The organism is Klebsiella sp. YJ (assembly GCF_002108615.1).
Classification (GTDB): Bacteria; Pseudomonadota; Gammaproteobacteria; order Enterobacterales; family Enterobacteriaceae; genus Klebsiella; species Klebsiella planticola.
In genome coordinates this window covers 12,619-32,841 of the sequence record NZ_MTEG01000030.1, presented here as the reverse complement: position 1 = coordinate 32,841, position 20,223 = coordinate 12,619, and the positions used below count along the sequence as shown (strand labels likewise).

The window sequence follows — 20,223 nt, the reverse complement described above, 5'->3', positions numbered from 1 at the left end:
CAAAGACCTGCGCGCTCTCAAAAAGCAGACCAAAGGCGAAAATGCCGCGGTATCAGTGCCCACAACACCACTTGTGGTTCGCATTCCCTCCCCCCCTGGGCTATACCTTAGGCATCTTTATTCCCTGAGGAACAATCAAGATGAGCAAAAAAATACTGATGCTGGTCGGCGATTATGCCGAAGATTATGAAACCATGGTGCCGTTTCAGGCCTTGCAGATGATTGGTCATCAGGTTGACGCGGTTTGCCCGGATAAGCACAAAGGCGACTATATCATGACGGCGATCCATGATTTTGACGGTGCCCAGACCTACAGTGAGAAACCCGGACACCGCTTTGTCCTCAACGCCGACTTTGCCGCAGTTAAAGAACAGGATTATGACGCCCTGCTGATCCCCGGAGGACGAGCGCCGGAATATCTGCGTTTGAATGATGAGGTGCTTAAACTGGTTCAGGCATTTGACGCGGCGCACAAACCCATTGCCGCCGTCTGCCACGGCCCGCAGCTCCTGGCCGCCGCCGGAATCCTGAAAGGCCGGACCTGTAGCGCCTACCCGGCCTGCGCGCCGGAAGTACGGCTCAGCGGCGGGCATTATGCCGACATTGGTATCGATCAGGCACACGTCGACGGCAACCTGGTTACCGCCCCTGCGTGGCCCGCACATCCGCAATGGCTGGCGAAATTTGCTGAAGTGTTGCAGTAGTAAACGTTGCATCACCGACTAATAAAACGACAACGGCGGACCGTCCAGCTGACGGTCCTTACCGAGGGCTAGTCTGGATGGTTAAACCGTCGGCACGGTTCCGCCATCGATAACGTATTCCGCGCCGGTTATCGACGCCGCCCGGTCGGAGGCTAAAAACGCAATCAGGTTGGCCACCTCTTCGGGTTGTGCCGGACGGCCCAGCGGAATTCCGCCTAATGAATCCATGATGATTTGTTTGCCTTGCGCATAAGCGACCCCCTCCTGTTGCGCAAGCCGCTGCGCAAATCTGACCGCCGCCTCGGTTTCAATCCAGCCGGGCGCCACGCTCAGAACACGAACGCCCCTCGGGGATAGCTCTTTCGACAGGCTTTTACTGTAGGTGGACAGCGCGGATTTTGCCGCAGCGTAGGCCGTGGTTGACTCCGGCAGCGGCATCTTTCTTTGGATTGAAGAGACGTGGATAATCACCCCCTTCCCGCTGTTGAGCATCGAGGGAAGCAGTAACCGATCCAGCCTGAGCGCAGGGAACAGGTTGAGATCCAGCTCCTGTTGCCACAGCGCATCGCTCAGCGCGGCAAACCCGCCCGCCGGGGACGAAGAACCGCCCAGCATATGAACGATAATATCCACACCGCCCAACTGCTCCTGCACCGCAGTGGCCAGCACAGCGCACCCGCTCGCCGTGGAGAGATCCGCCGTCACAAATAGCGCATCAACAGCAGCGTCCGGCTGATGGCGAGCGCAGGTTAACACTCGCGCCCCCAGCTGCCGGAACAGCGCCACGGTTGCCGCCCCCGCCCCTTTGGTTCCGGAGGTAATCAGTACGCGTTTTCCTTCCAGCGCCAGGAAATCAGTCATCACCGATCTCCAGCCCATCGATCTGCTCTGCCGTCAGGTGAAATAGATAGCAAGGAATGACCGGGCTACCGGGGAAATTTCCGCTGACGTTGGCGCGCACCTTCACCCTATCCCCCTGCGCGATCGCCTCAATGGGTTCGGCGACATACTGATATTTTTGTCTGGCGGCAACCTGCCATTCCCGGATGGCCTGCCGCCCGCGGTAGGTATTCCCCTCATCCTTCACCACCGCATTCGGGGTGAAGGCGCTGACAACGCTGTCCAGATCTTCAGCCGTAAAAAAGGCCTGCACTGCTGATGGCATATCCATAGTGAATCTCCCGTGATTAAACTCTACGGCTTAACTTTAAGAATCCTTTATAATTTAAACAATCAGGACAAACCGGGATGCCATGATGAAGGAAATGGGATAATGTCGCGAATCACGCTGACTGATTTAGATGCCGTTATGGCCATCGCCCGACGGGGGACCTTTCGTGCGGCGGCGATCGAACTGGGGGTATCGACCACCGCATTGAGCCACATCATCGCTAAATTTGAAGCCGAAATGGGCGTGCGTTTATTTAACCGGACCACTCGCAGCGTGGGGCTCACCGACGCCGGTCGCCTGTTTATAGATAACATCGGTCCGTCGCTACAGGGAGTGCATCAGGCCCTTGAGGTCGTCCGCTCCCGCAGTGAAACCCCTTCTGGCGTCCTGCGCATCAATACGCCTCCGTTTGCCGCCCGCGCGCTTCTCTCCCGGGTGGTACTGGAGTTTTTGCGCCGCTATCCGCAAATGCAGGTGGATATCGTCACCGATGGCCGGCTGATCGACATCGTGGCGGAAGGCTTCGATATGGGCGTACGGGTCGCCAGCCTGATACCGGAGGATATGATCGCACTGTCCCTCGGCCAGCCTCAGCGCTATGCCGTGGTGGCTTCTGCACATTATCTTTCGCACCATAAGCGGCCTGAAACCCCTGCAGACCTGCTCAATCATCCCTGCATCCGGGTGCGTCTGCCCGATGGTTCCCTCTATCGCTGGCACCTTGAGAAGCAAGGAGAAACGGTGCAGGTCGATGTCCGCGGGCAGCTGACGCTGGATGAGGCGTCGCTGGCGCGGATTGCGGTGCTGGAGCATGCGGGAATTGGTTTCTTCCTTGAACAGGATGTCATCGAGGATATTCAGGCCGGCCGGCTCATTCGTTTACTGGACGACTGGACGCCCCCTTTTCCCGGCCTGTGTCTGTATTATCCCGGTAGACGCCACCCCTCAGCCGGGCTGGCCGCGTTTCTGGCGCTGGCGCGGGAATTTGCCCAGTCCGCCAGCCGTTGAGCGACCCCTTTGCCAGCGCCAGAATAATGCTATAACGGCGACGGCAACTCTTCCCGCTGGCGCCAGGCCGCAAGTTCTTCATTAAGCCAGGCGATGAACACAGAAACTTCGGCTTTCTTTTCACTTTGCTGCGGGGTGACCAGCCAGTACGGCCAGGGATAAGGCGCAGAGCAGGCGGTGAGCTGGACCAGCTCTCCGCGGTCGATAGCGCCCTGTACCAGGGAGCGCCGCTCCAGCGCGATACCATTGCCGAGTCGAACGGCTTCCAGGACCAGATTCGAGTCGTTGATACAGAGCCCGTCGGCGACAATCTCCCGCTCCAGTCCGGCCTTCAGACACCAGGTTTTCCAGGATTCCATCGAAAATATAATCTTACCGGCCGCCACCTCTTGCGGCGTCGCGGGCAGCGAGCCGCCGTTATAATGCGGCGCAGCCACCACAATCAGCTCATCGGCAAACATATAGCGGCTTTCCAGCCCTTCCCAGTCACCTTTCCCCATGCGAATGGCGATATCCACCGCCTCCTGTTGCATGTTGGTGACCGTCAGGCTGACCAGCAGCCGCAAGGTGATATGGGGATATCTGGCGCGAAAGCGATCCAGCCGTGGCAAGAGCCAGTGGCAGGCAAAAGAAGGTACCGTGGCCAGGATTAACGTCGTCGTCCGCGGCTTAACGTGGACCAGACGAGTCGCATCCGCGATATGTTCCAGCGCCTCGCGGACATGCATCGCATACAGTCGCCCCTCTTCATTAATCTGCACCCCGCGTCCGTGACGAGTAAACAATCTCACGCCGAGCATCTCTTCCAGCACTTTAATTTGCTGACTGATCGCCGAATGGGTGACATGCAGCTCTTTCGCCGCCAGCGTCACGCTACCAAGCCGGGCAACGGCCTCAAAGCTTCGTAAACTGGCGATCGGTGGGTAATCCGACATGAAGCAGCTCCTTATATTCCAGCTCCTGGAGGTCAACGTTACCATTGCCCAGGGGGGAAAACCTCAGGCGACAATACCGGTCAGCCATTCTGACATCTCAGGTAAGAAATGCGTAATATTCGTCATAGCCAATCTGGCGTAATGTCTCTCTGCGGCCAGGGGCAAAGCGAACCGGGATATCCCTCCCTGGCGCAGCTTGATTGGCCAGGTATTCTCCTTTCAGAGACAGGAAAACAGGAATCATGATGAAACTCATTGGCATGTTGGACTCCCCTTATGTGAGGCGCGTCGCAGTATCTCTGGCGCTGTACGGTGTCGAATTTGAACACCTGCCGCTGTCGGTGTTTAGCGCCGTTGAGCCCTTCTCAAAAATCAATCCGGTGGTCAAGGCGCCTACGCTGATTCTGGATAACGCCGTACGGCTGATGGACTCTACGCTGATCCTCCATTACTTCGAATCCCAGGCGGATATGCAGCGTAAATTACTCCCCGTCGCCGGCCCTGCGCTGGCCGAAGATCTGCAGATCCTGGGGTTGATTCTGGCGGCCAGCGAAAAAGCCGTACAGCATGTTTACGAGCACCGCTTACGGCCGCCAGAGAAACAGTATCAACCGTGGATTGAACGCATCACCTGGCAGCTGCTGTCTGCCTGCCGGGAATGGAACGCCGCGCTGGAACACCGCCCGCTCAACACGCGGCTCGATCAGGTCGCGGTGACCAGCGCCGTGGTATGGACCTTTATTCAAGCGATGATCCCCGACGTGGTTAAGGCCCATGACTTCCACCCTATTCGCGCCCATCGCGAAATAACAGAAGCTCATCCGGCCTTTAAACGGTTTCCTCTGCCCTGAGCGATAGAAAAGCGGAAAACTTATGGGGGGGCACAGGGCCCCTTTTTTATTGCCCGTCACCGCAAGCCGAGGGAGGCGCACAGCCCGCATGCATCCAGCTGGCTAGCGCCGGGGTTTTCGACCACACTTAAACCCGGCTCCCGCTGCTGTACCTCAGGCGCAGATCGCTTTGCCCGGTTAACCGTCCGGCAGGCGGGAAACTGCAATGGAAGAACGTTTATCACGGGTGATTATGCATGAAGAAAATTGCGATTATCGGCGCTGGCCCCACCGGGATTTACACCCTTTTTTCCCTGTTAAAGTATCAGCAGCCGCTGGCGGTGACGGTCTATGAGCAGGCGCGTCAGGCCGGTGTCGGCATGCCATACAGCGACGAAGAAAACTCGCGCATGATGCTGGCCAATATCGCCAGTATTGAAATCCCACCGATCCTCTGTACCTATATCGACTGGCTGAAACAGCAAAGCAAGGAGCATCTTGCCCGCTATGGCGTCAGCGATGATTCGCTGCATGTTCGCCAGTTTCTTCCGCGTATCCTGCTTGGTGAGTATTTTCGCGACCAGTTTATCGGCCTGGCAGCCAGAGCCAAACAACAGGGCTTCCCGCTAACGGTGCATGAATCCTGTGAGGTCACCGACCTGCAGGCTACGGCAGAAGGCGTCAGGGTATGGGCGCAAGGTGAGCCGGCGGCGGAACGCTTCGATCTGGCGGTCATCGCCACAGGCCACGTCTGGCCCGCTGACGAGGAGTCCACCCGCACCTTCTTCCCTAGCCCGTGGTCCGGCCTGATGGATGCAGAGATCCCGGCGTGCAGGGTCGGGATCATGGGCACCTCGTTGAGCGGTATTGATGCCGCGATGGCCGTCGTGGTTCAGCACGGCGAGTTTGTCGAATCCGCCGATCGACCGCTGCAGTTCAGGCTCAATCCGGCCAGCGAAGCGCTGAATATCGTCCTGATGTCGCGCTCCGGTATTTTGCCGGAAGCGGATTTTTACTGCCCGATACCCTATGAACCGCTTGCGATAGTGACGTCTGAAGCGCTGGAAAAAGCGATTGCCGCCGGTTCAGAAGGTTTACTTGACCGTGTCTTCCGGCTGATGGCTGAGGAGATCGACCGCGCCGATCCGCAATGGAGTGCCAGCATCGCCCTCCCGACGCTGAACGCCGATAGCTTCAGCGACGCGTGGTTCCGTGAACGGCGCCAACATGACCCGTTTCACTGGGCGCAGGCCAACCTTATGGAAGTCGAACGCAACAAGCGCGAGAAATACACCGTTGCGTGGCGCTATGTCATCCTCCGGCTGCATGAGGCCGTACAGGAGATTGTCCCGCATCTGGATGAGCGGGATAGTCAGCGCTTTAGCGCCGGGCTCGCCCGGGTGTTCATCGATAATTACGCCGCTATTCCGTCAGAGTCGATCCGCCGCCTGCTGGCGCTCCGCGAAGCCGGGGTCATCCGTATCCTCGCCCTCGGCGAGGATTACCAGATGGCGATCGAAGAGGACAAAACGGTGATTACCACCCGGGAAAACCGCGCCACCTATGATGTCTTTATCGATGCGCGCGGGCAAAGAGCGCTCAAAACGAAAGATCTGCCCTTCCCGACGTTACGGGAGCAGCTGCAGGCCACCGGCGACGATATCCCGGACGTCGGGGACGACTACACGTTACAGGAGCCTGCGGAAGTACGAGGGCGTGTGGCATTTGCGGCGCTGCCGTGGCTAATGCACGATCAGCCGTTTGTACAGGGCATTACCGCCTGCGCCGAGATGGCTGAAGCCATGGCCGGCGCCATTTCCCGGCCGGCGTCCCGTCGTCGCAGGCGTTTGCCACAGACAGACCTGTGATCGTGCATCTTAGCGCTGCCCGGGAGCGGGGTGATAAGGATCTTGCTGATGATCCTCGCTATCGTCGCGTTTACGCGGGATTTCACCCTGCTCGCGCGGGTCTTCTTTTTCCGGGCGGCTGCCGCGCTCTGCGGCGTGAGTCGCCATCAATCCCCTCATGTATACCTCCGGTAGCAGCGTGGGTGATTGCGGTTGTTGGTGAGCCGGCGGCAGGAAAAGGTCCTGCGCAGGTTCCTCAACCAGCCTTATAAAGCCTGGTTGCCAGGATGCGTTTTAACAAGCGAAATGAGTTACACCGGGTCCGCACCCGACAGTGGTCATGGAACTGGTACGCCGGCGGCGACGAAGAGCCGCTTCACCGCGCCATCTTATTGAAAGGGATTCTCAATTAAATGGCGAGAATCATCCTAAAAACAGCGCTATCCGACACGCATCGCCTGTTGGCAAACCTGCCCGGCAATCAACATATTACCCGCCGCAATGCTCTTTTAGTGCCGATATTCGCCGTGGCGCAAGCGGCACATTAATGACCCAACTCCCGCCCACCGTGCGTCATCCGGCCTATCCTTAAGGTTTTACGCAGGAGGACCCTATGAGCGATAACGCAACACTCACAGCCCCGTATCCCCAGCCCCCTTTTGCCGACCAGCCGCAAACGCCGCCCGGTTTAGCATCAGAAATGGTCCCTGTACCGGATCACGGTGAGAGCAGTTACCTCGGTTCCGCGCGGCTTACGGGAAAAAGAGCGCTGATTACCGGCGGCGACTCAGGCATCGGCCGCGCGGTAGCGATCGCCTTTGCCCGCGAAGGCGCCGACGTGGCGATAAACTATTTGCCGGAAGAGGAACCTGATGCCCGGGAGGTCATCGCCCTGATCGCGGCCGAAGGGCGCAAAGCGGTGGCGCTTCCCGGCGATATTCGCAGCGAAGCGTTTTGCCAGATGCTGGTGGAACAAGCCGCCAGTCAGCTGGGCGGCCTCGATATCGTGGTCAATAACGCCGGGCGCCAGCAGTACTGTGAATCGCTGGAAGATCTCTCGACCGCCGATTTCGACGCCACCTTTAAGACTAACGTCTACGCGCCGTTCTGGATAACCAAAGCCGCGCTGCGCTATCTTCAGGCCCAAAGCGTGATCATCAATACCTCTTCCGTGCAGGCCTTTAAGCCCAGCCCGATTCTCTTTGACTATGCGCAGACCAAAGCCTGCCTGGTGGCCTTTACCAAATCGCTGGCCAAACAGCTGGGGCCGAAAGGCATTCGGGTCAACGCGGTCGCTCCCGGCCCCTACTGGACGGTGCTGCAATCGAGCGGCGGCCAGCCGGAGGAAAAAGTCCGCCAGTTCGGCGCCGATACGCCGTTGGGCCGCCCGGGCCAGCCGGTAGAGATCGCCCCGCTGTATGTGACTCTCGCTTCTGACGCCTGCTCCTTCACCTCAGGCCAGGTCTGGTGCTCGGATGGCGGCGACGGGGTGTTATAGCGCCATTTTCGGCAAGGCGCGACGCAGAGGAGTCCTGTCCAAAAGGGCTTCTCATCGCCATTAACAGGCATCATCCACGCAGGCAGGCGAGATATTTCTCTGCGGAACGTTGTACTCTTTCGTACGCGTTTTTCGGCATATCTTGCCCTTCGAAGGCGCCGTACAGTCGGCTAAACCGCACGCCGGCCAGCCGCTGCCTGATGCTTTCAATTACCGGCGCGGGCAACGGCAGCATATTTGGGTAGCTCCACATAAAAGAGACCGCATCCGCGCCGGGAGTCACCTGCAGGATGTCGCCCACCAGCAGCGTGCCATCGCCCTCGCGCCAGTGTAGAACGGTTCCCCCGGCAAAGTGACCGCCCAGTCGCAACAGCTGCACCGAGGGCCATAGCTCAAGCGCATCGCCTTGCCACAGGCGAATCGCCGGGCTATGGCGCACGATCCACTCGCTATCGCTGGCATGCAGATAGACCGGTGCATCAAAGGCGGCCGCCCAATCCTGCATGGTGGTGTAGTAATGGGGGTGGGAAATCGCGATAGCATCAATACCGCCGAGCGCCGTTATCAACGCCCTCGTGGCAGCATCGAGATTGGCAATGCAATCCCACAGAATATTGCCCTGCGGCGTTCTGAGCAGAAAGGCGCGCTGATTGATAGCGAACCGGGGAACGGTTTTAAGGCTAAACAGCGCGTGGTCATGCTGCTGCCAGGCGTTGGTATGACGGCTGATGAGATCGTCAAAGGTTATCCACGCCTGTCCGCTGACCGGGACATACTGCCGCTCATCGTCACAAATCTTGCAGCGTAAGATTGTGGCTCTTGTTTCTTCATACGACGTGCCGCACGTTTCACATAGCTTAATCATTATTCCCCCTCCTGCACGATGGTAAAGCAGTCATGAGTATGGCAGATGCGCGATGACGGTCGGTCATGATGCAGGCGACGGGAAAGCCACAGGGGAAAAATGGGGGGACCAGTCAAAAAACGGGATGCTGAGATCCAGGGCTTCCCTGCCCTGATGAGAGAAATTACTCGAAGTAGACGGCCGGGTTCTCCGACAGCGATACGAAGGTTTTGGTGTTCTTATCCAGCGCGCCAATCGCCCCGCTTTCGATATCGTAGACCCAGCCGTGCAGGCGCAGCGCCTTATCGCGCAGACCCACGGCAACCGACGGGTGAGTTTTGATGTTGTTCAGCTGTGCGATGACGTTTTCCCGCACCATCGCATTCACTTTATCGATTTCACTGTTCCAGGTGCCTTTCTCGACCACCGCTTTTGCCGCATCGGCATAGCGCAACCAATGCGCCACCGCCGGCATCGGATCCAGACACTGACAAGTCGCAACCGCAGTCATCGCGCCGCAGTTGGAATGGCCGCAGATCACAATATCGGTGACGCCCAGGGCAACAACGGCATATTCGATAGTCGCGGAAACGCCGCCCGGCTCTGGCCCGAACGAGGGCACGATATTCCCCGCGTTACGAATGACAAAGAGCTGTCCCGGTTCCTGCTGGGTCACCAGTTCCGGTACCAGGCGGCTGTCAGAACAGGAGATAAACAGCGCTTTGGGATTCTGACTGGAGGCCAGGCTACGGAAGAGCTCTTTACGCTGCGGGAAGATCTCTTTCTGGAAGTTGAGGAAACCCTCAATGATATGTTGCATAGCAGTGTCTCTTTTCTCGGTATGAATTACGGTATGACAAAGATCACAGTTTGTCAGTGTATCACCGCAGCAGAGAATAGGAATCGTTATTCAAATGGAATCTATATGTTGCAGCCCCGATCGTTTCTGCGGGGCTGTTCAGAAATACAGGCGAACTCACGCCTCCGGCAGCGTAATGGATGCGTTGCGTCCGCATGCGCACGATCGCCTCGCTATATGAAAAATTTTATCGCCTGTTGCAACGTCGTTCCCATCCCCCACAGCAGCGGTAGACCCACAGCAAACCAGCTTAACGTTAGTAGCACAACGGAGGGACGGGCCTCCCACGTCAGCTGCGCGTTAGCATTAATGGTATACATGCCCTTAGCCTGCTGCTGCTGTTCGGCGGTCATGGCATATTTTTCCGCAATCGGGCGCACAAGCTGGTTGCAGATGAAACCCATAACCAGTAATGCCGTCAAGACCAGCAGCGTAATATCATAGATCCGCGCCGGGGCGATGCCTTGCGCCAGCTGATATTCTCGCAGGTAATTCACCAGCACCGGCCCGCTAATGCCGGCAGCGGACCAGGCGGTCAGCAGACGACCGTGAATCGCGCCAACCATCTGAGAGCCAAAGACATCGGCCAGATAAGCCGGAATGGTGGCAAAGCCGCCGCCATACATCGAAATAATGACGCACAGCGCGCAGACGAAAAGCGCCACATAGCCACCGTGGTTGGTCAGCGGCAACGTCCCGTATAACAACGCCCCCAGAAAAAAGATTAAGGCAAAAGTGGTCTTTCTGCCGCACATATCCGACACCGAAGCCCAGAAGAAACGGCCCAGAATATTAAACAAACTGAGCAGGCCGGTGAATCCGGCGGCCATCGTCGCAATCCGCTTCAACTGTTCGCCACTTAATTCATTCCAGCTCAGGTCCTGCGAGAGGAGCTTTCCGGCAAAAATCTCCTGCAGCATGGGTGAGGCCATACCCAAAATGCCGATACCGGCGGTGACATTCAACCACAACACCAGCCACAGCAGCCAGAACTGGGGCGTTCGCCACGCCACGCTGACATGTACCTGTATGGTGGAATGATTACGCATCACTTTTTGCGCTTTCTCCCCCGAGGGATGCCAGCCCATCGGCGGCAAACGGTAGCCAAACGTACCGCACAACATAAACAGCGAGTAGATCCCCGCCAGCGCCAGGATACTCTGCCAGACGCCGTTTCCTTGCGGACCGGCAAAAAAGTTCATCAGCCAGTTCGCCAGCGGCGCGCCAACCAGTGCTCCGCCGCCGAAGCCCATGATCGCCATGCCGGCAGCCATCCCACGTTTGTCCGGAAACCAGCGCAGTAACGTAGAAACCGGCGCTATGTAGCCCAGCCCCAGGCCAATACCGCCAATCACTCCGGCTCCCAGCCACAGTAGCCACAGCTGATGACTGTAAATGGCCAGAGCGGAGAGCAGCAACCCGCCGCACCAGCACAGCGTCGCGACGAGACTCACCAGTCGCGGACCGACTTTTTCCAGCCAGCTTCCCCAGAGTGCCGCGGCGCAGCCAAGGAAAACAAAAAACAAGGTATAGGTCCAACCCAGCAGCGAAATTTTCCAGTCACATTCTCGGGTCAATAGCTGCTGCCAGAATGACATCTCAGCCGGACACTGCAGAGGTTGTATACCGCCAATTAACTGCGACATTGGCAACCAGAAGACGGAAAAGCCGTAAGCCATACCGATGCATAAATGCACGGCTAACGCCGCCGGAGGGACCAGCCAACGGTTAAATCCGGGGCGGGCAATGATGCGAGACTTTGCAAAAAAGGGGGTGATCGGTGATACGGCTAAGGGAGGTGTATTCTCATTGAGTTGCGCCATAATCCTGTCCTTATCATGTTTGCTAACCGGCGGCCTCAGCGGCCGAAGACAGAGTTACAAAGCAATAATGACGCCACCTGGTTAAAAAACAGACAGAAATGAAGACTGAAGCGAGCAAGCACTGCCTGCTGCTGGCCTCACAGGCAGCAGTGAATGAGTCAAACCACAAGCCGGAGTAAAGAAGAGATGATTTTGATAATTGCCGCTCTCAGAGTGATAACCCGCCGCCACTCGGGCACACGTTTAGCATAAGGGCTATCCTTGCCCGTTCACGAATCAGATGCCAATCAGTTCGTACTTTTTAATTTTGCGATACAGCGTGGCAATGCCAATTCCCAGCTCATCCGCTGCCTGTTTCTTATTGCTGTAGCGAGTCAGAGCGTCGCGAATCATCTGTTTTTCCATCGCTTCCAGCGCCGTACTGCCCTCTTCCTCTTTAACCTCCGCCATCTCGCCTGGCAGGCTGGCATCGCGCCCGGTGGTTTTACCGCTGCAGATTAAGTTAGGCGGAAGCAATGACGCATCAATCACCTCACCAGATGGCACAACGTTGACCAGATACTCCATCAAATTGCTTAGCTCGCGGATATTGCCAGGCCAATGATAGCGCTTAAGCAAACCGATTACCTCGGGAGAGACGCCGGGATAGACCAGCTCGAGACGGCGGGTATGCAGCTGCAGGAAATGGTGAATGAGCAGCTCGATGTCATCCTGCCGCTCGCGTAGCGGCGGCAACCTTAACGGAATCACGTTAAGCCGGTAATAGAGGTCCTCACGGAATTTACCCTCGGCGATAAACTGCGCCAGGTTTTGGTTGGTGGCGGAAATAATGCGGATATCAACCGGAACCGGGTGACTGGCCCCTACCGGCTGGATCTCACGCGACTCAATTGCTCTTAGCAGCTTTGCCTGCAGGGTAAGCGGCATATCGCCAATCTCATCGAGAAACAGCGTACCGTGATTCGCCGCCTGTATCAGCCCGGGTTTACCGTTAGCCGACGCGCCGGTAAATGCTCCCTTTACGTAACCAAACAGCTCGCTCTCCAGCAGCTGTTCCGGGATAGCCGCACAGTTGATAGCAATAAACGGCTTTGCCTGTCGGTCGCTCAGCTTATGAATGGCGCGGGCGACAACCTCTTTTCCGGTCCCGCTTTCGCCAGCAACCATCACGCTGGACGGACCGCGCGCTATGCGGCTAATCAGTTTTTTCAACTGACGCATCGGGCGACATTCGCCAATCAGCTGCTCAATCTGCGGCTCGTCCTGCGCCGAACTGAAATCCGTCGTGGCATGCGATTGATGAAACGCCATTAAGAATAGCCACTGATCCTGAACAGCATGCAGCTGCCCGATAATAAGTTCTTTCTTGTCATCAAAGGAGATCACATGCTGCATATGGCCGCGAACAAAATTATGTTCAAAGGTTAACGGGCGAAAAGTAATCGTTTTGCCAACCATATTTCCCTGATTCACGCCAAGAATCTTTAATGCCGTCTGGTTAGCAAATTTTATCTTTTGATCGAGGCTAACCACCAGCACCCCCTGATCCATATTTTCAATCATGGTCAAAAATATTTTTTGAATATTATCGCTACTGCCCTGACCTTCCAGCAACCGCGAAACAAATATTGATGAGACATGGCGAACGTAATCGGAGAATTCGTGGAGATTGTCCTTAATTCGCTCCTGCTGCTCGCGGGTTAACGCAATAAGGCTAATAACGCCCACGCACTGCCCCTGATAAATAACAGGCGTGCCAAGAAACGCTTTCTCTTTGCAATTCTCTTTGCTGGCACATCCTTTACAAAGGGGATCAAAACGTGAATGGGTAACAACTTTGTCTTTTTTTGTTTCTATTATGTAACGCAAAAGTCGCGAATCTTCATTCAACTTTTTTCCAAGCAACCTCCCGTACGCTCCTGTCCCGGCGACGCGACAGAGTGTGTTATCGACAATCTCGACCTCAAGCTGAAGAACGCTGGAAAGCATACGAGCAAATCGTTGAATTGTGGGTTGAATTTGCATCAATACGGATAAGGTGTTAGAGGAAATCATAATGAACCCTTACTCTCACTAACCGAAAACTATCTTTATTCTTTCCCGATGATACTACCCCAGGGTGGGAAGTATTTGATGCAGATAAAATCCCCTTTTCACTCTTTGACGGAAATATGGAGGCGATATCACATTTTCATATCAATATGAGAATTCGCAGAGGGTTTTTATCAATTTGACGATAAACCCGCCTCTTCTCCCCCCTCTCAGTTGCCTGTGAATAAAAGAAACCGCATTCAAGCCAGCATAACGAAAATGAATCTTATTTACCTCACCCCCAGGTTCCCCGATGTTTACGTGATCGTCATCCCATAATTACGGCCATTTATCTCTGCGTCTGCCTCTTTATCAGGAACTGGCACAGTTATTGTTAGTGAATATACAGCGCTGGCCGTCGCCACTTCACGCTCGCCGCTCCCGACCGCACAGCAATCATTAAGCTCGTCATTCACTACCAGGATCTAAAAATGAAAACTGTTAACGAACTGATTAAGGATATCAACCACCTCAACTCCAACCTGCACGATAAAGACTTCCTGCTGACGTGGGAGCAGTCTCCGGATGAACTGAAACAGGTTCTGGATGTTGCCGAAGCCTTAAAGACGCTGCGCGCAGAGAATATTGCCACCCAGGTGTTTAATAGCGGGCTGGGAATTTCTGTTTTTCGCGATAACTCAACCCGCACTCGTTTCTCCTATGCCTCAGCGCTGAATTTGTTAGGTCTCGCGCAGCAGGACCTGGATGAAGGCAAATCACAAATTGCCCACGGCGAAACCGTTCGCGAAACCGCCAATATGATCTCATTTTGCGCCGACGTTATCGGTATTCGCGATGATATGTATCTTGGCGCCGGCAATGCCTACATGCGTGAAGTCGGCGACGCGCTGGATGACGGATACCAACAGGGCGTACTGCCGCAGCGCCCGGCCCTCATTAACCTGCAGTGCGATATTGACCATCCGACGCAGGCAATGGCCGATCTTGCCTGGCTGCGTGAACATTTTGGATCGCTGGAAAACCTGAAAGGTAAAAAAATCGCCATGACCTGGGCCTACTCGCCAAGTTACGGCAAACCTCTCTCGGTACCTCAGGGAATTATCGGTCTGATGACCCGCTTTGGTATGGACGTCACTCTGGCACATCCGGAAGGCTACGATCTGATTCCGGACGTCATCGACGTGGCGAAAAACAACGCCAAAGCTTCTGGCGGTCACTTCCGTCAGGTCACCGATATGGCGGAAGCATTTAAGGATGCGGACATTGTTTATCCGAAGTCCTGGGCGCCTTATAAGGTGATGGAAAAACGCACCGAACTGCTGCGCGCTAACGATCATGCCGGGTTAAAAGCCCTGGAGCAGGCCTGCCTGGCGCAAAACGCCAACCATAAAGACTGGCACTGTACTGAAGAGATGATGGCGCAGACTCAAGGCGGCGAGGCGCTATATATGCACTGTCTGCCTGCCGATATCACCGGCGTCTCCTGCGACGAGGGGGAAGTCACCGAAGCCGTCTTCGAAAAATACCGGATCGCCACCTACAAAGAAGCCAGCTGGAAGCCATACATCATCGCCGCCATGATTTTGTGCCGCAAATACGCCAGACCAGGCCAGTTGCTGGAACAACTGCTCAACGAAGCGCAAAAACGCGTCAAGTAACCTATCAGGCTGGCCTGCAGGCCAGCATCACCAGCCTCCGCATGAAGGATAAGGACAGTGTATGTCTGCTTTCTCACTGAAAATGGATATTGCCGAAAACCGTTTTTTTACCGGCGAAGCACCGCCGCTGTTTTCGCGCCAGCAGGCGCAACAGGCGCGCCATTTTCATCAAAAAATCGTCGGATATGAACCGACGCCGCTGTATGCCCTTAAGTCGCTGGCGGCTCTGTTTGGCGTGAGTACGATTCTGGTCAAAGACGAGTCGCAGCGTTTCGGTCTGAACGCATTCAAAATGCTGGGCGGCGCCTACGCTATCGCACAGCTGCTGTGCGAAAAATATCACCTGGATATCAACGCATTCTCATTCGCTACCTTCAAAGCCAGTACAAAAGAAAAGATGACCTTTGCCACCACCACCGATGGTAACCACGGACGCGGCGTGGCGTGGGCGGCACAGCAGCTGGGTCAGAATGCCGTTATCTATATGCCCAAAGGATCGGCCCAGGAGCGCGTTGATGCCATCCTGCGGCTTGGCGCCAGGTGTATCGTCACCGAGATGAACTATGACGATACCGTACGCTTCACGATGCAAACTGCCCGGCAAAACGGCTGGGAGGTGGTACAAGACACCGCCTGGGAGGGATATACCAAAATCCCGACCTGGATTATGCAAGGTTACGCCACCCTCGCCGATGAAGCGGTAGAGCAGATGGCGGCAATGGGCATTGCTCGTCCGACCCACGTCTTCCTGCAGGCTGGCGTCGGCGCGATGGCCGGCGGCGTGCTCGGTTATCTGGTGGACGTCTTCGGCGCACGCGATCTGCATTCGGTTATCGTTGAGCCGGAGCTGGCGGATTGTCTCTATCGTTCAGGCGTCAAAGGTCAAATCGTCAACGTTGGCGGCAGCATGGCCACGATTATGGCGGGCCTGGCCTGCGGCGAACCCAACCCGCTGGGCTGGGACATTCTACGCAACTGCGCCACCCAGTTTATCTCCTGTCAGGATGCCGTAGCCGCGCTCGGGATGCGCGTACTGGGTAATCCTCTCGGCACCGATCCACGGGTGATTTCCGGAGAGTCTGGCGCTGTCGGTCTGGGCATTCTCTGCGCCGTACATTTTCACCCACAGCGCGAAGCGCTGATGAATAAGCTCGGACTGGATAGCCACTCCGTGGTGCTGGTTATCAGTACGGAAGGCGATACCGATGTGAAGCACTACCGGGAAGTCGTCTGGGAAGGTAAATATCCGGCGGCCCAATAATTCCTCAAAACACTGACAAATTCATCCCGCTGAGCGGGAAACAAAAACTGGAGAACTGATTCATGGCCAGGCACATTCCCTTCAAACTGATTCTTGAAAAAGCAAACCACTACCAACAGGACATGACCCGTTTTCTCCGGGACATGGTGGCAATACCGAGCGAAAGCTGTGATGAAAAACGCGTGGTCCATCGCATTAAAGAAGAGATGGAAAAGGTCGGCTTCGACAAAGTGGTCATCGACCCGATGGGCAACGTTCTTGGTTATATCGGCCATGGCCCGCGTCTGGTCGCGATGGACGCACATATCGATACCGTCGGCATCGGCAACATCAAAAACTGGAATTTCGATCCCTATGAAGGCATGGAGACCGATGAGTTAATCGGCGGTCGTGGAACATCGGACCAGGAGGGCGGAATGGCCTCAATGGTCTATGCCGGTAAAATTATCAAAGACCTCGGACTGGAAGATGAGTACACCCTGCTGGTCACCGGTACCGTTCAGGAGGAAGACTGCGATGGGCTGTGCTGGCAGTACATCATCGAGCAGTCAGGTATTCGCCCGGAGTTTGTCGTCAGCACCGAACCAACGGACTGTCAGATCTACCGAGGTCAGCGCGGGCGTATGGAAATTCGCGTTGATGTCCATGGCATCAGTTGCCACGGTTCCGCGCCGGAACGCGGCGATAACGCCATTTTCAAAATGGGGCCAATCCTCAATGAACTGCAGGATCTCTCGCACAAACTGGGCAATGATGAGTTCCTGGGTAAAGGCACCCTGACCGTTTCGGAAATTTTCTTCACCTCGCCAAGCCGCTGCGCCGTTGCCGACAGCTGCGCTATCTCCATCGACCGGCGCCTGACCTGGGGGGAAACCTGGGAAGGGGCGCTGGCGGAAATCCGCGCCCTGCCCGCCGTACAAAATGCAGACGCGGTGGTGTCGATGTACAACTATGACCGCCCCTCCTGGACTGGCCTGGTCTACCCGACCGAGTGCTATTTCCCGACCTGGAAAGTGGAAGAGAACCACTTCACCGTCCGTGCGCTCAGCAATGCCTATGAAGGGCTGTTTGGCAAAGCACCGGTCGTTGATAAATGGACATTCTCTACCAACGGCGTCTCCATCATGGGCCGTCACGGCATTCCGGTCATCGGTTTTGGTCCAGGTAAAGAACCGGAAGCCCATGCGCCTAATGAGAAGACCTGGAAATCCCATCTGGTGACCTGTGCCGCGATGTATGCCGCCATTCCGCTTAGCTGGCTGGCCACGGAATAATCATTGTCTGCAACGCCTCCCGTCGCTTGGCGACGGGAGTCTGGAGTGTTTATGCGCGTACTGATTAAAAATGGCATCGTCGTCAATGCCGACGGCCGGGCTAAACAGGATTTGCTCATTGAAAACGGTCTGGTCAGCCGTCTGGCCCACCAGATAACGCTTGACCAACCGTGCGACACTATTGATGCCGAAGGTTGCTACGTGATGCCCGGCGGCATCGATGTTCATACCCACTTTAATATTGATACCGGACTCGCCCGCAGCTGTGATGATTTTTTTACCGGTACCCGCGCCGCCGCGTGTGGCGGTACAACAACCATCATCGATCATATGGGCTTCGGCCCTGCCGGCTGTCGGTTACGCCACCAGCTGGAGGCCTACCACGGATATGCCGCTTATAAAGCGGTGATTGACTACAGTTTTCATGGCGTTATCCAGCATATTAATCACGCGATTCTTGATGAGATCCCGATGATGGTCGAGGCGGGGATCAGCAGCTTTAAGCTCTACCTGACCTACCAGTACAAACTCAATGATGACGAGGTGCTGCAGGCGATGCGTCATCTACAGCGGGCCGGGGCATTAACGACCGTTCATCCGGAAAATGATGCCGCTATTGCGCAAAAGCGCGCTGAGTTTCTCGCCGCCGGTAAAACCGCCCCGCGCTATCACGCGTTAAGTCGCCCGTTTGAGTGCGAAGCCGAAGCCATCGCGCGGATGATCAATCTGGCACAACTTGCGGGCAACGCGCCGCTATACATCGTGCATCTCTCCAATAGTCTGGGTCTGGACTATCTACGTCTTGCCCAAACCCGCCATCAGCCGGTATGGGTAGAAACCTGCCCACAGTATCTGCTGCTCGACGAACGCTGCTATGAACGTGAAGATGCCTTGCAGTTTCTGCTCAGTCCACCGCTGCGTAACGCCAGGCATAACGATGCCCTGTGGTGCGGTATCAGCGATGGCGCGATTGATGTCGTCGCCACCGATCACTGTGCTTTCTCCATGGCCCAACGCCAGCAGCTTTCCGGTGGCGATTTCAGCCGCTGTCCGAACGGTCTGCCGGGAGTCGAAAATCGTTTGCTGCTCCTGTTCTCCCATGGGGTGATGACCGGACGTATTTCTGCCGAACGTTTCGTGGCGCTCACCAGCGCGACGCCGGCAAAGCTGTTCGGCCTGTGGCCGAAAAAAGGGCTGCTGGCGCCCGGCGCCGATGGCGATGTGGTGATCATCGATCCGCGGCGGACGACCACCATTCGTCATGAAATGCTGCATGACAACGCTGACTATTCCCCGTGGGAGGGGTTTATCTGCCAGGGCGCTATTCGCCAGACCTTGTCTCACGGCAGAGTGATCTTCGATAACGGTCACTTTACCGGCACCGCAGGCCAGGGGCGTTTCTTGCGCCGCCATCCCTTTTCAATCGCTAACGCTCCCGTAAGCGGAAATGCACCCTAAAGTGAGGAATGAATGAGTAAGAAAATTGTTCTCGCCCTTGGCGGAAATGCCTTAGGGGACGATCTGGCCGGGCAAATGCAGGCCGTTAAACAAACCGCGCAGGCCATCGTTGACCTGATTGCTCAGGGACACCAGGTGGTGGTGACTCACGGAAATGGTCCGCAGGTGGGGATGATTAACCTCGCTTTTGAAGCCGCCGCGAAAACTGAAGCGCACACCCCCATGTTGCCCATGTCGGTCTGCGTCGCCCTCAGCCAGGGCTACATTGGCTACGACTTACAAAACGCACTACGTGAAGCGCTCCTTTCCCGAGGAATGAGCGTGCCCGTGGCAACGCTGATAACCCAGGTCGAAGTGGACGCCAACGACCCCGCATTTAAACATCCAACCAAACCTATCGGTTCCTTTTTTAGCGAAGAAGAAGCCAGACAGCTGACCCGCCAGGGGTACACCATGAAAGAAGATGCCGGCCGCGGCTACCGCCGCGTTGTCGCCTCGCCGCAACCGGTGGATATCATCGAAAAAGAGACGGTGAAAGCGATGATGGAAGCGGGTCATGTGGTGATTACCGTGGGCGGCGGCGGTATCCCCGTCATTCGTGAAGGCCATCACCTGCGGGGTGCCAGCGCGGTGATTGATAAAGACTGGGCCAGCGCTAAACTGGCAGCGATGATTGACGCCGATATGCTCATTATCCTGACGGCGGTGGAGAAAGTCGCCATCAACTTTGGCAAAGCGGATGAGCAGTGGCTGGATACGCTCACGCTTAGCGATGCCGAACGCTATATTCGCGAAGGCCATTTCGCGAAAGGTTCTATGCTCCCGAAGGTTGAAGCGGCAGCCTCGTTCGCGCGCTCCCGTCCCGGACGTCAAGCCCTGATTACGGTGCTGAGCAAGGCTCAGGAAGGAATTGAAGGCAAAACCGGAACGGTGATTGCTGGTTAAACGATGCCTGATATGACCAGCAACCCTGAATACGCCCGGTGATGTTCCGGGCGATT

General features: G+C 56.2%; 19 protein-coding genes. 11 read left to right on the top strand and 8 right to left on the bottom strand.

What is annotated here, in order from left to right:
* Positions 1-140 precede the first annotated feature (140 nt).
* Positions 141-704 (top strand): DJ-1/PfpI family protein, encoded by a 564-nt coding sequence (locus BV390_RS25050; protein WP_085397442.1) that lies wholly within the window; start codon positions 141-143, stop codon positions 702-704.
* Positions 705-785: 81 nt separating this feature from the next.
* Here BV390_RS25050 and BV390_RS25045 read toward each other — a convergent pair whose 3' ends face one another.
* Entirely contained in the window at positions 786-1,565 is a 780-nt protein-coding gene (locus tag BV390_RS25045; protein ID WP_085397441.1) for an SDR family oxidoreductase, read from the bottom strand.
* Positions 1,558-1,875, bottom strand: coding sequence for a nuclear transport factor 2 family protein (locus BV390_RS25040; RefSeq protein ID WP_085397440.1), 318 nt, complete (start codon positions 1,873-1,875; stop codon positions 1,558-1,560). The genes BV390_RS25045 and BV390_RS25040 overlap by 8 nt, the downstream gene beginning before the upstream one ends.
* Positions 1,876-1,977: 102 nt before the next feature.
* On the opposite strand from BV390_RS25040, the gene BV390_RS25035 reads away from it, so the two are divergent.
* Positions 1,978-2,883, top strand: a complete 906-nt coding sequence (locus BV390_RS25035) for a LysR family transcriptional regulator (RefSeq protein WP_032699644.1) — start codon at positions 1,978-1,980, stop codon at positions 2,881-2,883.
* A gap of 29 nt (positions 2,884-2,912) precedes the next feature.
* Here the strand turns inward: BV390_RS25035 and BV390_RS25030 are convergent, their stop codons facing one another.
* Positions 2,913-3,818 carry a LysR substrate-binding domain-containing protein gene (locus BV390_RS25030; RefSeq protein WP_085397439.1) on the bottom strand — a complete coding sequence of 302 codons (906 nt, stop codon included), beginning with the start codon at positions 3,816-3,818 and terminating at the stop codon, positions 2,913-2,915.
* Positions 3,819-4,060: 242 nt separating this feature from the next.
* Between BV390_RS25030 and BV390_RS25025 the strand changes: the two genes are divergently transcribed.
* The gene (locus BV390_RS25025) at positions 4,061-4,669 is read left to right on the top strand and encodes a glutathione S-transferase family protein (RefSeq protein ID WP_168185429.1); all 609 of its coding nucleotides are present in this window, start codon (positions 4,061-4,063) and stop codon (positions 4,667-4,669) included.
* A gap of 236 nt (positions 4,670-4,905) precedes the next feature.
* The gene (locus BV390_RS25020) at positions 4,906-6,516 is read left to right on the top strand and encodes an FAD-NAD(P)-binding protein (protein ID WP_085397438.1); all 1,611 of its coding nucleotides are present in this window, start codon (positions 4,906-4,908) and stop codon (positions 6,514-6,516) included.
* A gap of 9 nt (positions 6,517-6,525) precedes the next feature.
* Here the strand turns inward: BV390_RS25020 and BV390_RS31215 are convergent, their stop codons facing one another.
* Positions 6,526-6,663, bottom strand: a complete 138-nt coding sequence (locus BV390_RS31215) for a hypothetical protein (protein ID WP_165457277.1) — start codon at positions 6,661-6,663, stop codon at positions 6,526-6,528.
* 245 nt (positions 6,664-6,908) lie between these two features.
* On the opposite strand from BV390_RS31215, the gene BV390_RS31825 reads away from it, so the two are divergent.
* Complete coding sequence (locus BV390_RS31825; RefSeq protein WP_255380408.1) at positions 6,909-7,043, top strand: hypothetical protein; 135 nt, start codon at positions 6,909-6,911, stop codon at positions 7,041-7,043.
* Between the two features lie 65 nt (positions 7,044-7,108).
* Entirely contained in the window at positions 7,109-7,993 is an 885-nt protein-coding gene (locus BV390_RS25015) for an SDR family oxidoreductase (RefSeq protein WP_085397437.1), read from the top strand.
* Between the two features lie 70 nt (positions 7,994-8,063).
* Here BV390_RS25015 and BV390_RS25010 read toward each other — a convergent pair whose 3' ends face one another.
* From BV390_RS25010 to BV390_RS24995, 4 genes are all read right to left on the bottom strand, one after another.
* Positions 8,064-8,858: an MBL fold metallo-hydrolase gene (locus BV390_RS25010; protein ID WP_085397436.1), complete on the bottom strand. Its 795-nt coding sequence runs from the start codon at positions 8,856-8,858 to the stop codon at positions 8,064-8,066.
* Between the two features lie 163 nt (positions 8,859-9,021).
* A complete protein-coding gene (locus BV390_RS25005) occupies positions 9,022-9,657 on the bottom strand; it encodes a carbonic anhydrase (RefSeq protein ID WP_004862810.1) in 636 nt (211 codons plus the stop codon).
* 212 nt (positions 9,658-9,869) lie between these two features.
* Positions 9,870-11,519 carry an OFA family MFS transporter gene (locus tag BV390_RS25000; RefSeq protein ID WP_032699634.1) on the bottom strand — a complete coding sequence of 550 codons (1,650 nt, stop codon included), beginning with the start codon at positions 11,517-11,519 and terminating at the stop codon, positions 9,870-9,872.
* 276 nt (positions 11,520-11,795) lie between these two features.
* Positions 11,796-13,574 carry a sigma-54 interaction domain-containing protein gene (locus BV390_RS24995; protein ID WP_032687286.1) on the bottom strand — a complete coding sequence of 593 codons (1,779 nt, stop codon included), beginning with the start codon at positions 13,572-13,574 and terminating at the stop codon, positions 11,796-11,798.
* Between the two features lie 467 nt (positions 13,575-14,041).
* Between BV390_RS24995 and ygeW the strand changes: the two genes are divergently transcribed.
* The 5 genes from ygeW (at position 14,042) to arcC (ending at position 20,167) form a co-directional block, all read left to right on the top strand.
* Positions 14,042-15,229: a knotted carbamoyltransferase YgeW gene (ygeW, locus tag BV390_RS24990; protein WP_032696015.1), complete on the top strand. Its 1,188-nt coding sequence runs from the start codon at positions 14,042-14,044 to the stop codon at positions 15,227-15,229.
* 61 nt (positions 15,230-15,290) lie between these two features.
* A complete protein-coding gene (dpaL, locus tag BV390_RS24985) occupies positions 15,291-16,490 on the top strand; it encodes a diaminopropionate ammonia-lyase (RefSeq protein WP_085397435.1) in 1,200 nt (399 codons plus the stop codon).
* 62 nt (positions 16,491-16,552) lie between these two features.
* The gene (locus tag BV390_RS24980; RefSeq protein WP_032696014.1) at positions 16,553-17,764 is read left to right on the top strand and encodes a YgeY family selenium metabolism-linked hydrolase; all 1,212 of its coding nucleotides are present in this window, start codon (positions 16,553-16,555) and stop codon (positions 17,762-17,764) included.
* Positions 17,765-17,815: 51 nt separating this feature from the next.
* Positions 17,816-19,222 carry a dihydropyrimidinase gene (hydA, locus tag BV390_RS24975; RefSeq protein WP_046852341.1) on the top strand — a complete coding sequence of 469 codons (1,407 nt, stop codon included), beginning with the start codon at positions 17,816-17,818 and terminating at the stop codon, positions 19,220-19,222.
* Positions 19,223-19,234: 12 nt separating this feature from the next.
* The gene (gene arcC, locus BV390_RS24970) at positions 19,235-20,167 is read left to right on the top strand and encodes a carbamate kinase (protein WP_032687281.1); all 933 of its coding nucleotides are present in this window, start codon (positions 19,235-19,237) and stop codon (positions 20,165-20,167) included.
* The last annotated feature ends 56 nt before the right edge of the window (positions 20,168-20,223 follow it).

Bases quoted from the DNA above. Each gene is read 5' to 3' on its own strand.
- BV390_RS25030 (WP_085397439.1), bottom strand. From the start codon at position 3,818: ATGTCGGATTACCCACCGATCGCCAGTTTACGAAGCTTTGAGGCCGTT.
- ygeW (WP_032696015.1), top strand. From the start codon at position 14,042: ATGAAAACTGTTAACGAACTGATTAAGGATATCAACCACCTCAACTCC.
- BV390_RS25035 (WP_032699644.1), top strand. From the start codon at position 1,978: ATGTCGCGAATCACGCTGACTGATTTAGATGCCGTTATGGCCATCGCC.
- BV390_RS31825 (WP_255380408.1), top strand. From the start codon at position 6,909: ATGGCGAGAATCATCCTAAAAACAGCGCTATCCGACACGCATCGCCTG.
- BV390_RS31215 (WP_165457277.1), bottom strand. From the start codon at position 6,663: ATGGCGACTCACGCCGCAGAGCGCGGCAGCCGCCCGGAAAAAGAAGAC.
- BV390_RS25050 (WP_085397442.1), top strand. From the start codon at position 141: ATGAGCAAAAAAATACTGATGCTGGTCGGCGATTATGCCGAAGATTAT.
- BV390_RS25025 (WP_168185429.1), top strand. From the start codon at position 4,061: ATGATGAAACTCATTGGCATGTTGGACTCCCCTTATGTGAGGCGCGTC.
- BV390_RS25040 (WP_085397440.1), bottom strand. From the start codon at position 1,875: ATGGATATGCCATCAGCAGTGCAGGCCTTTTTTACGGCTGAAGATCTG.
- dpaL (WP_085397435.1), top strand. From the start codon at position 15,291: ATGTCTGCTTTCTCACTGAAAATGGATATTGCCGAAAACCGTTTTTTT.
- BV390_RS24980 (WP_032696014.1), top strand. From the start codon at position 16,553: ATGGCCAGGCACATTCCCTTCAAACTGATTCTTGAAAAAGCAAACCAC.
- BV390_RS25005 (WP_004862810.1), bottom strand. From the start codon at position 9,657: ATGCAACATATCATTGAGGGTTTCCTCAACTTCCAGAAAGAGATCTTC.
- BV390_RS25045 (WP_085397441.1), bottom strand. From the start codon at position 1,565: ATGACTGATTTCCTGGCGCTGGAAGGAAAACGCGTACTGATTACCTCC.
- BV390_RS25015 (WP_085397437.1), top strand. From the start codon at position 7,109: ATGAGCGATAACGCAACACTCACAGCCCCGTATCCCCAGCCCCCTTTT.
- arcC (WP_032687281.1), top strand. From the start codon at position 19,235: ATGAGTAAGAAAATTGTTCTCGCCCTTGGCGGAAATGCCTTAGGGGAC.
- BV390_RS24995 (WP_032687286.1), bottom strand. From the start codon at position 13,574: ATGATTTCCTCTAACACCTTATCCGTATTGATGCAAATTCAACCCACA.
- BV390_RS25000 (WP_032699634.1), bottom strand. From the start codon at position 11,519: ATGGCGCAACTCAATGAGAATACACCTCCCTTAGCCGTATCACCGATC.
- hydA (WP_046852341.1), top strand. From the start codon at position 17,816: ATGCGCGTACTGATTAAAAATGGCATCGTCGTCAATGCCGACGGCCGG.
- BV390_RS25020 (WP_085397438.1), top strand. From the start codon at position 4,906: ATGAAGAAAATTGCGATTATCGGCGCTGGCCCCACCGGGATTTACACC.
- BV390_RS25010 (WP_085397436.1), bottom strand. From the start codon at position 8,858: ATGATTAAGCTATGTGAAACGTGCGGCACGTCGTATGAAGAAACAAGA.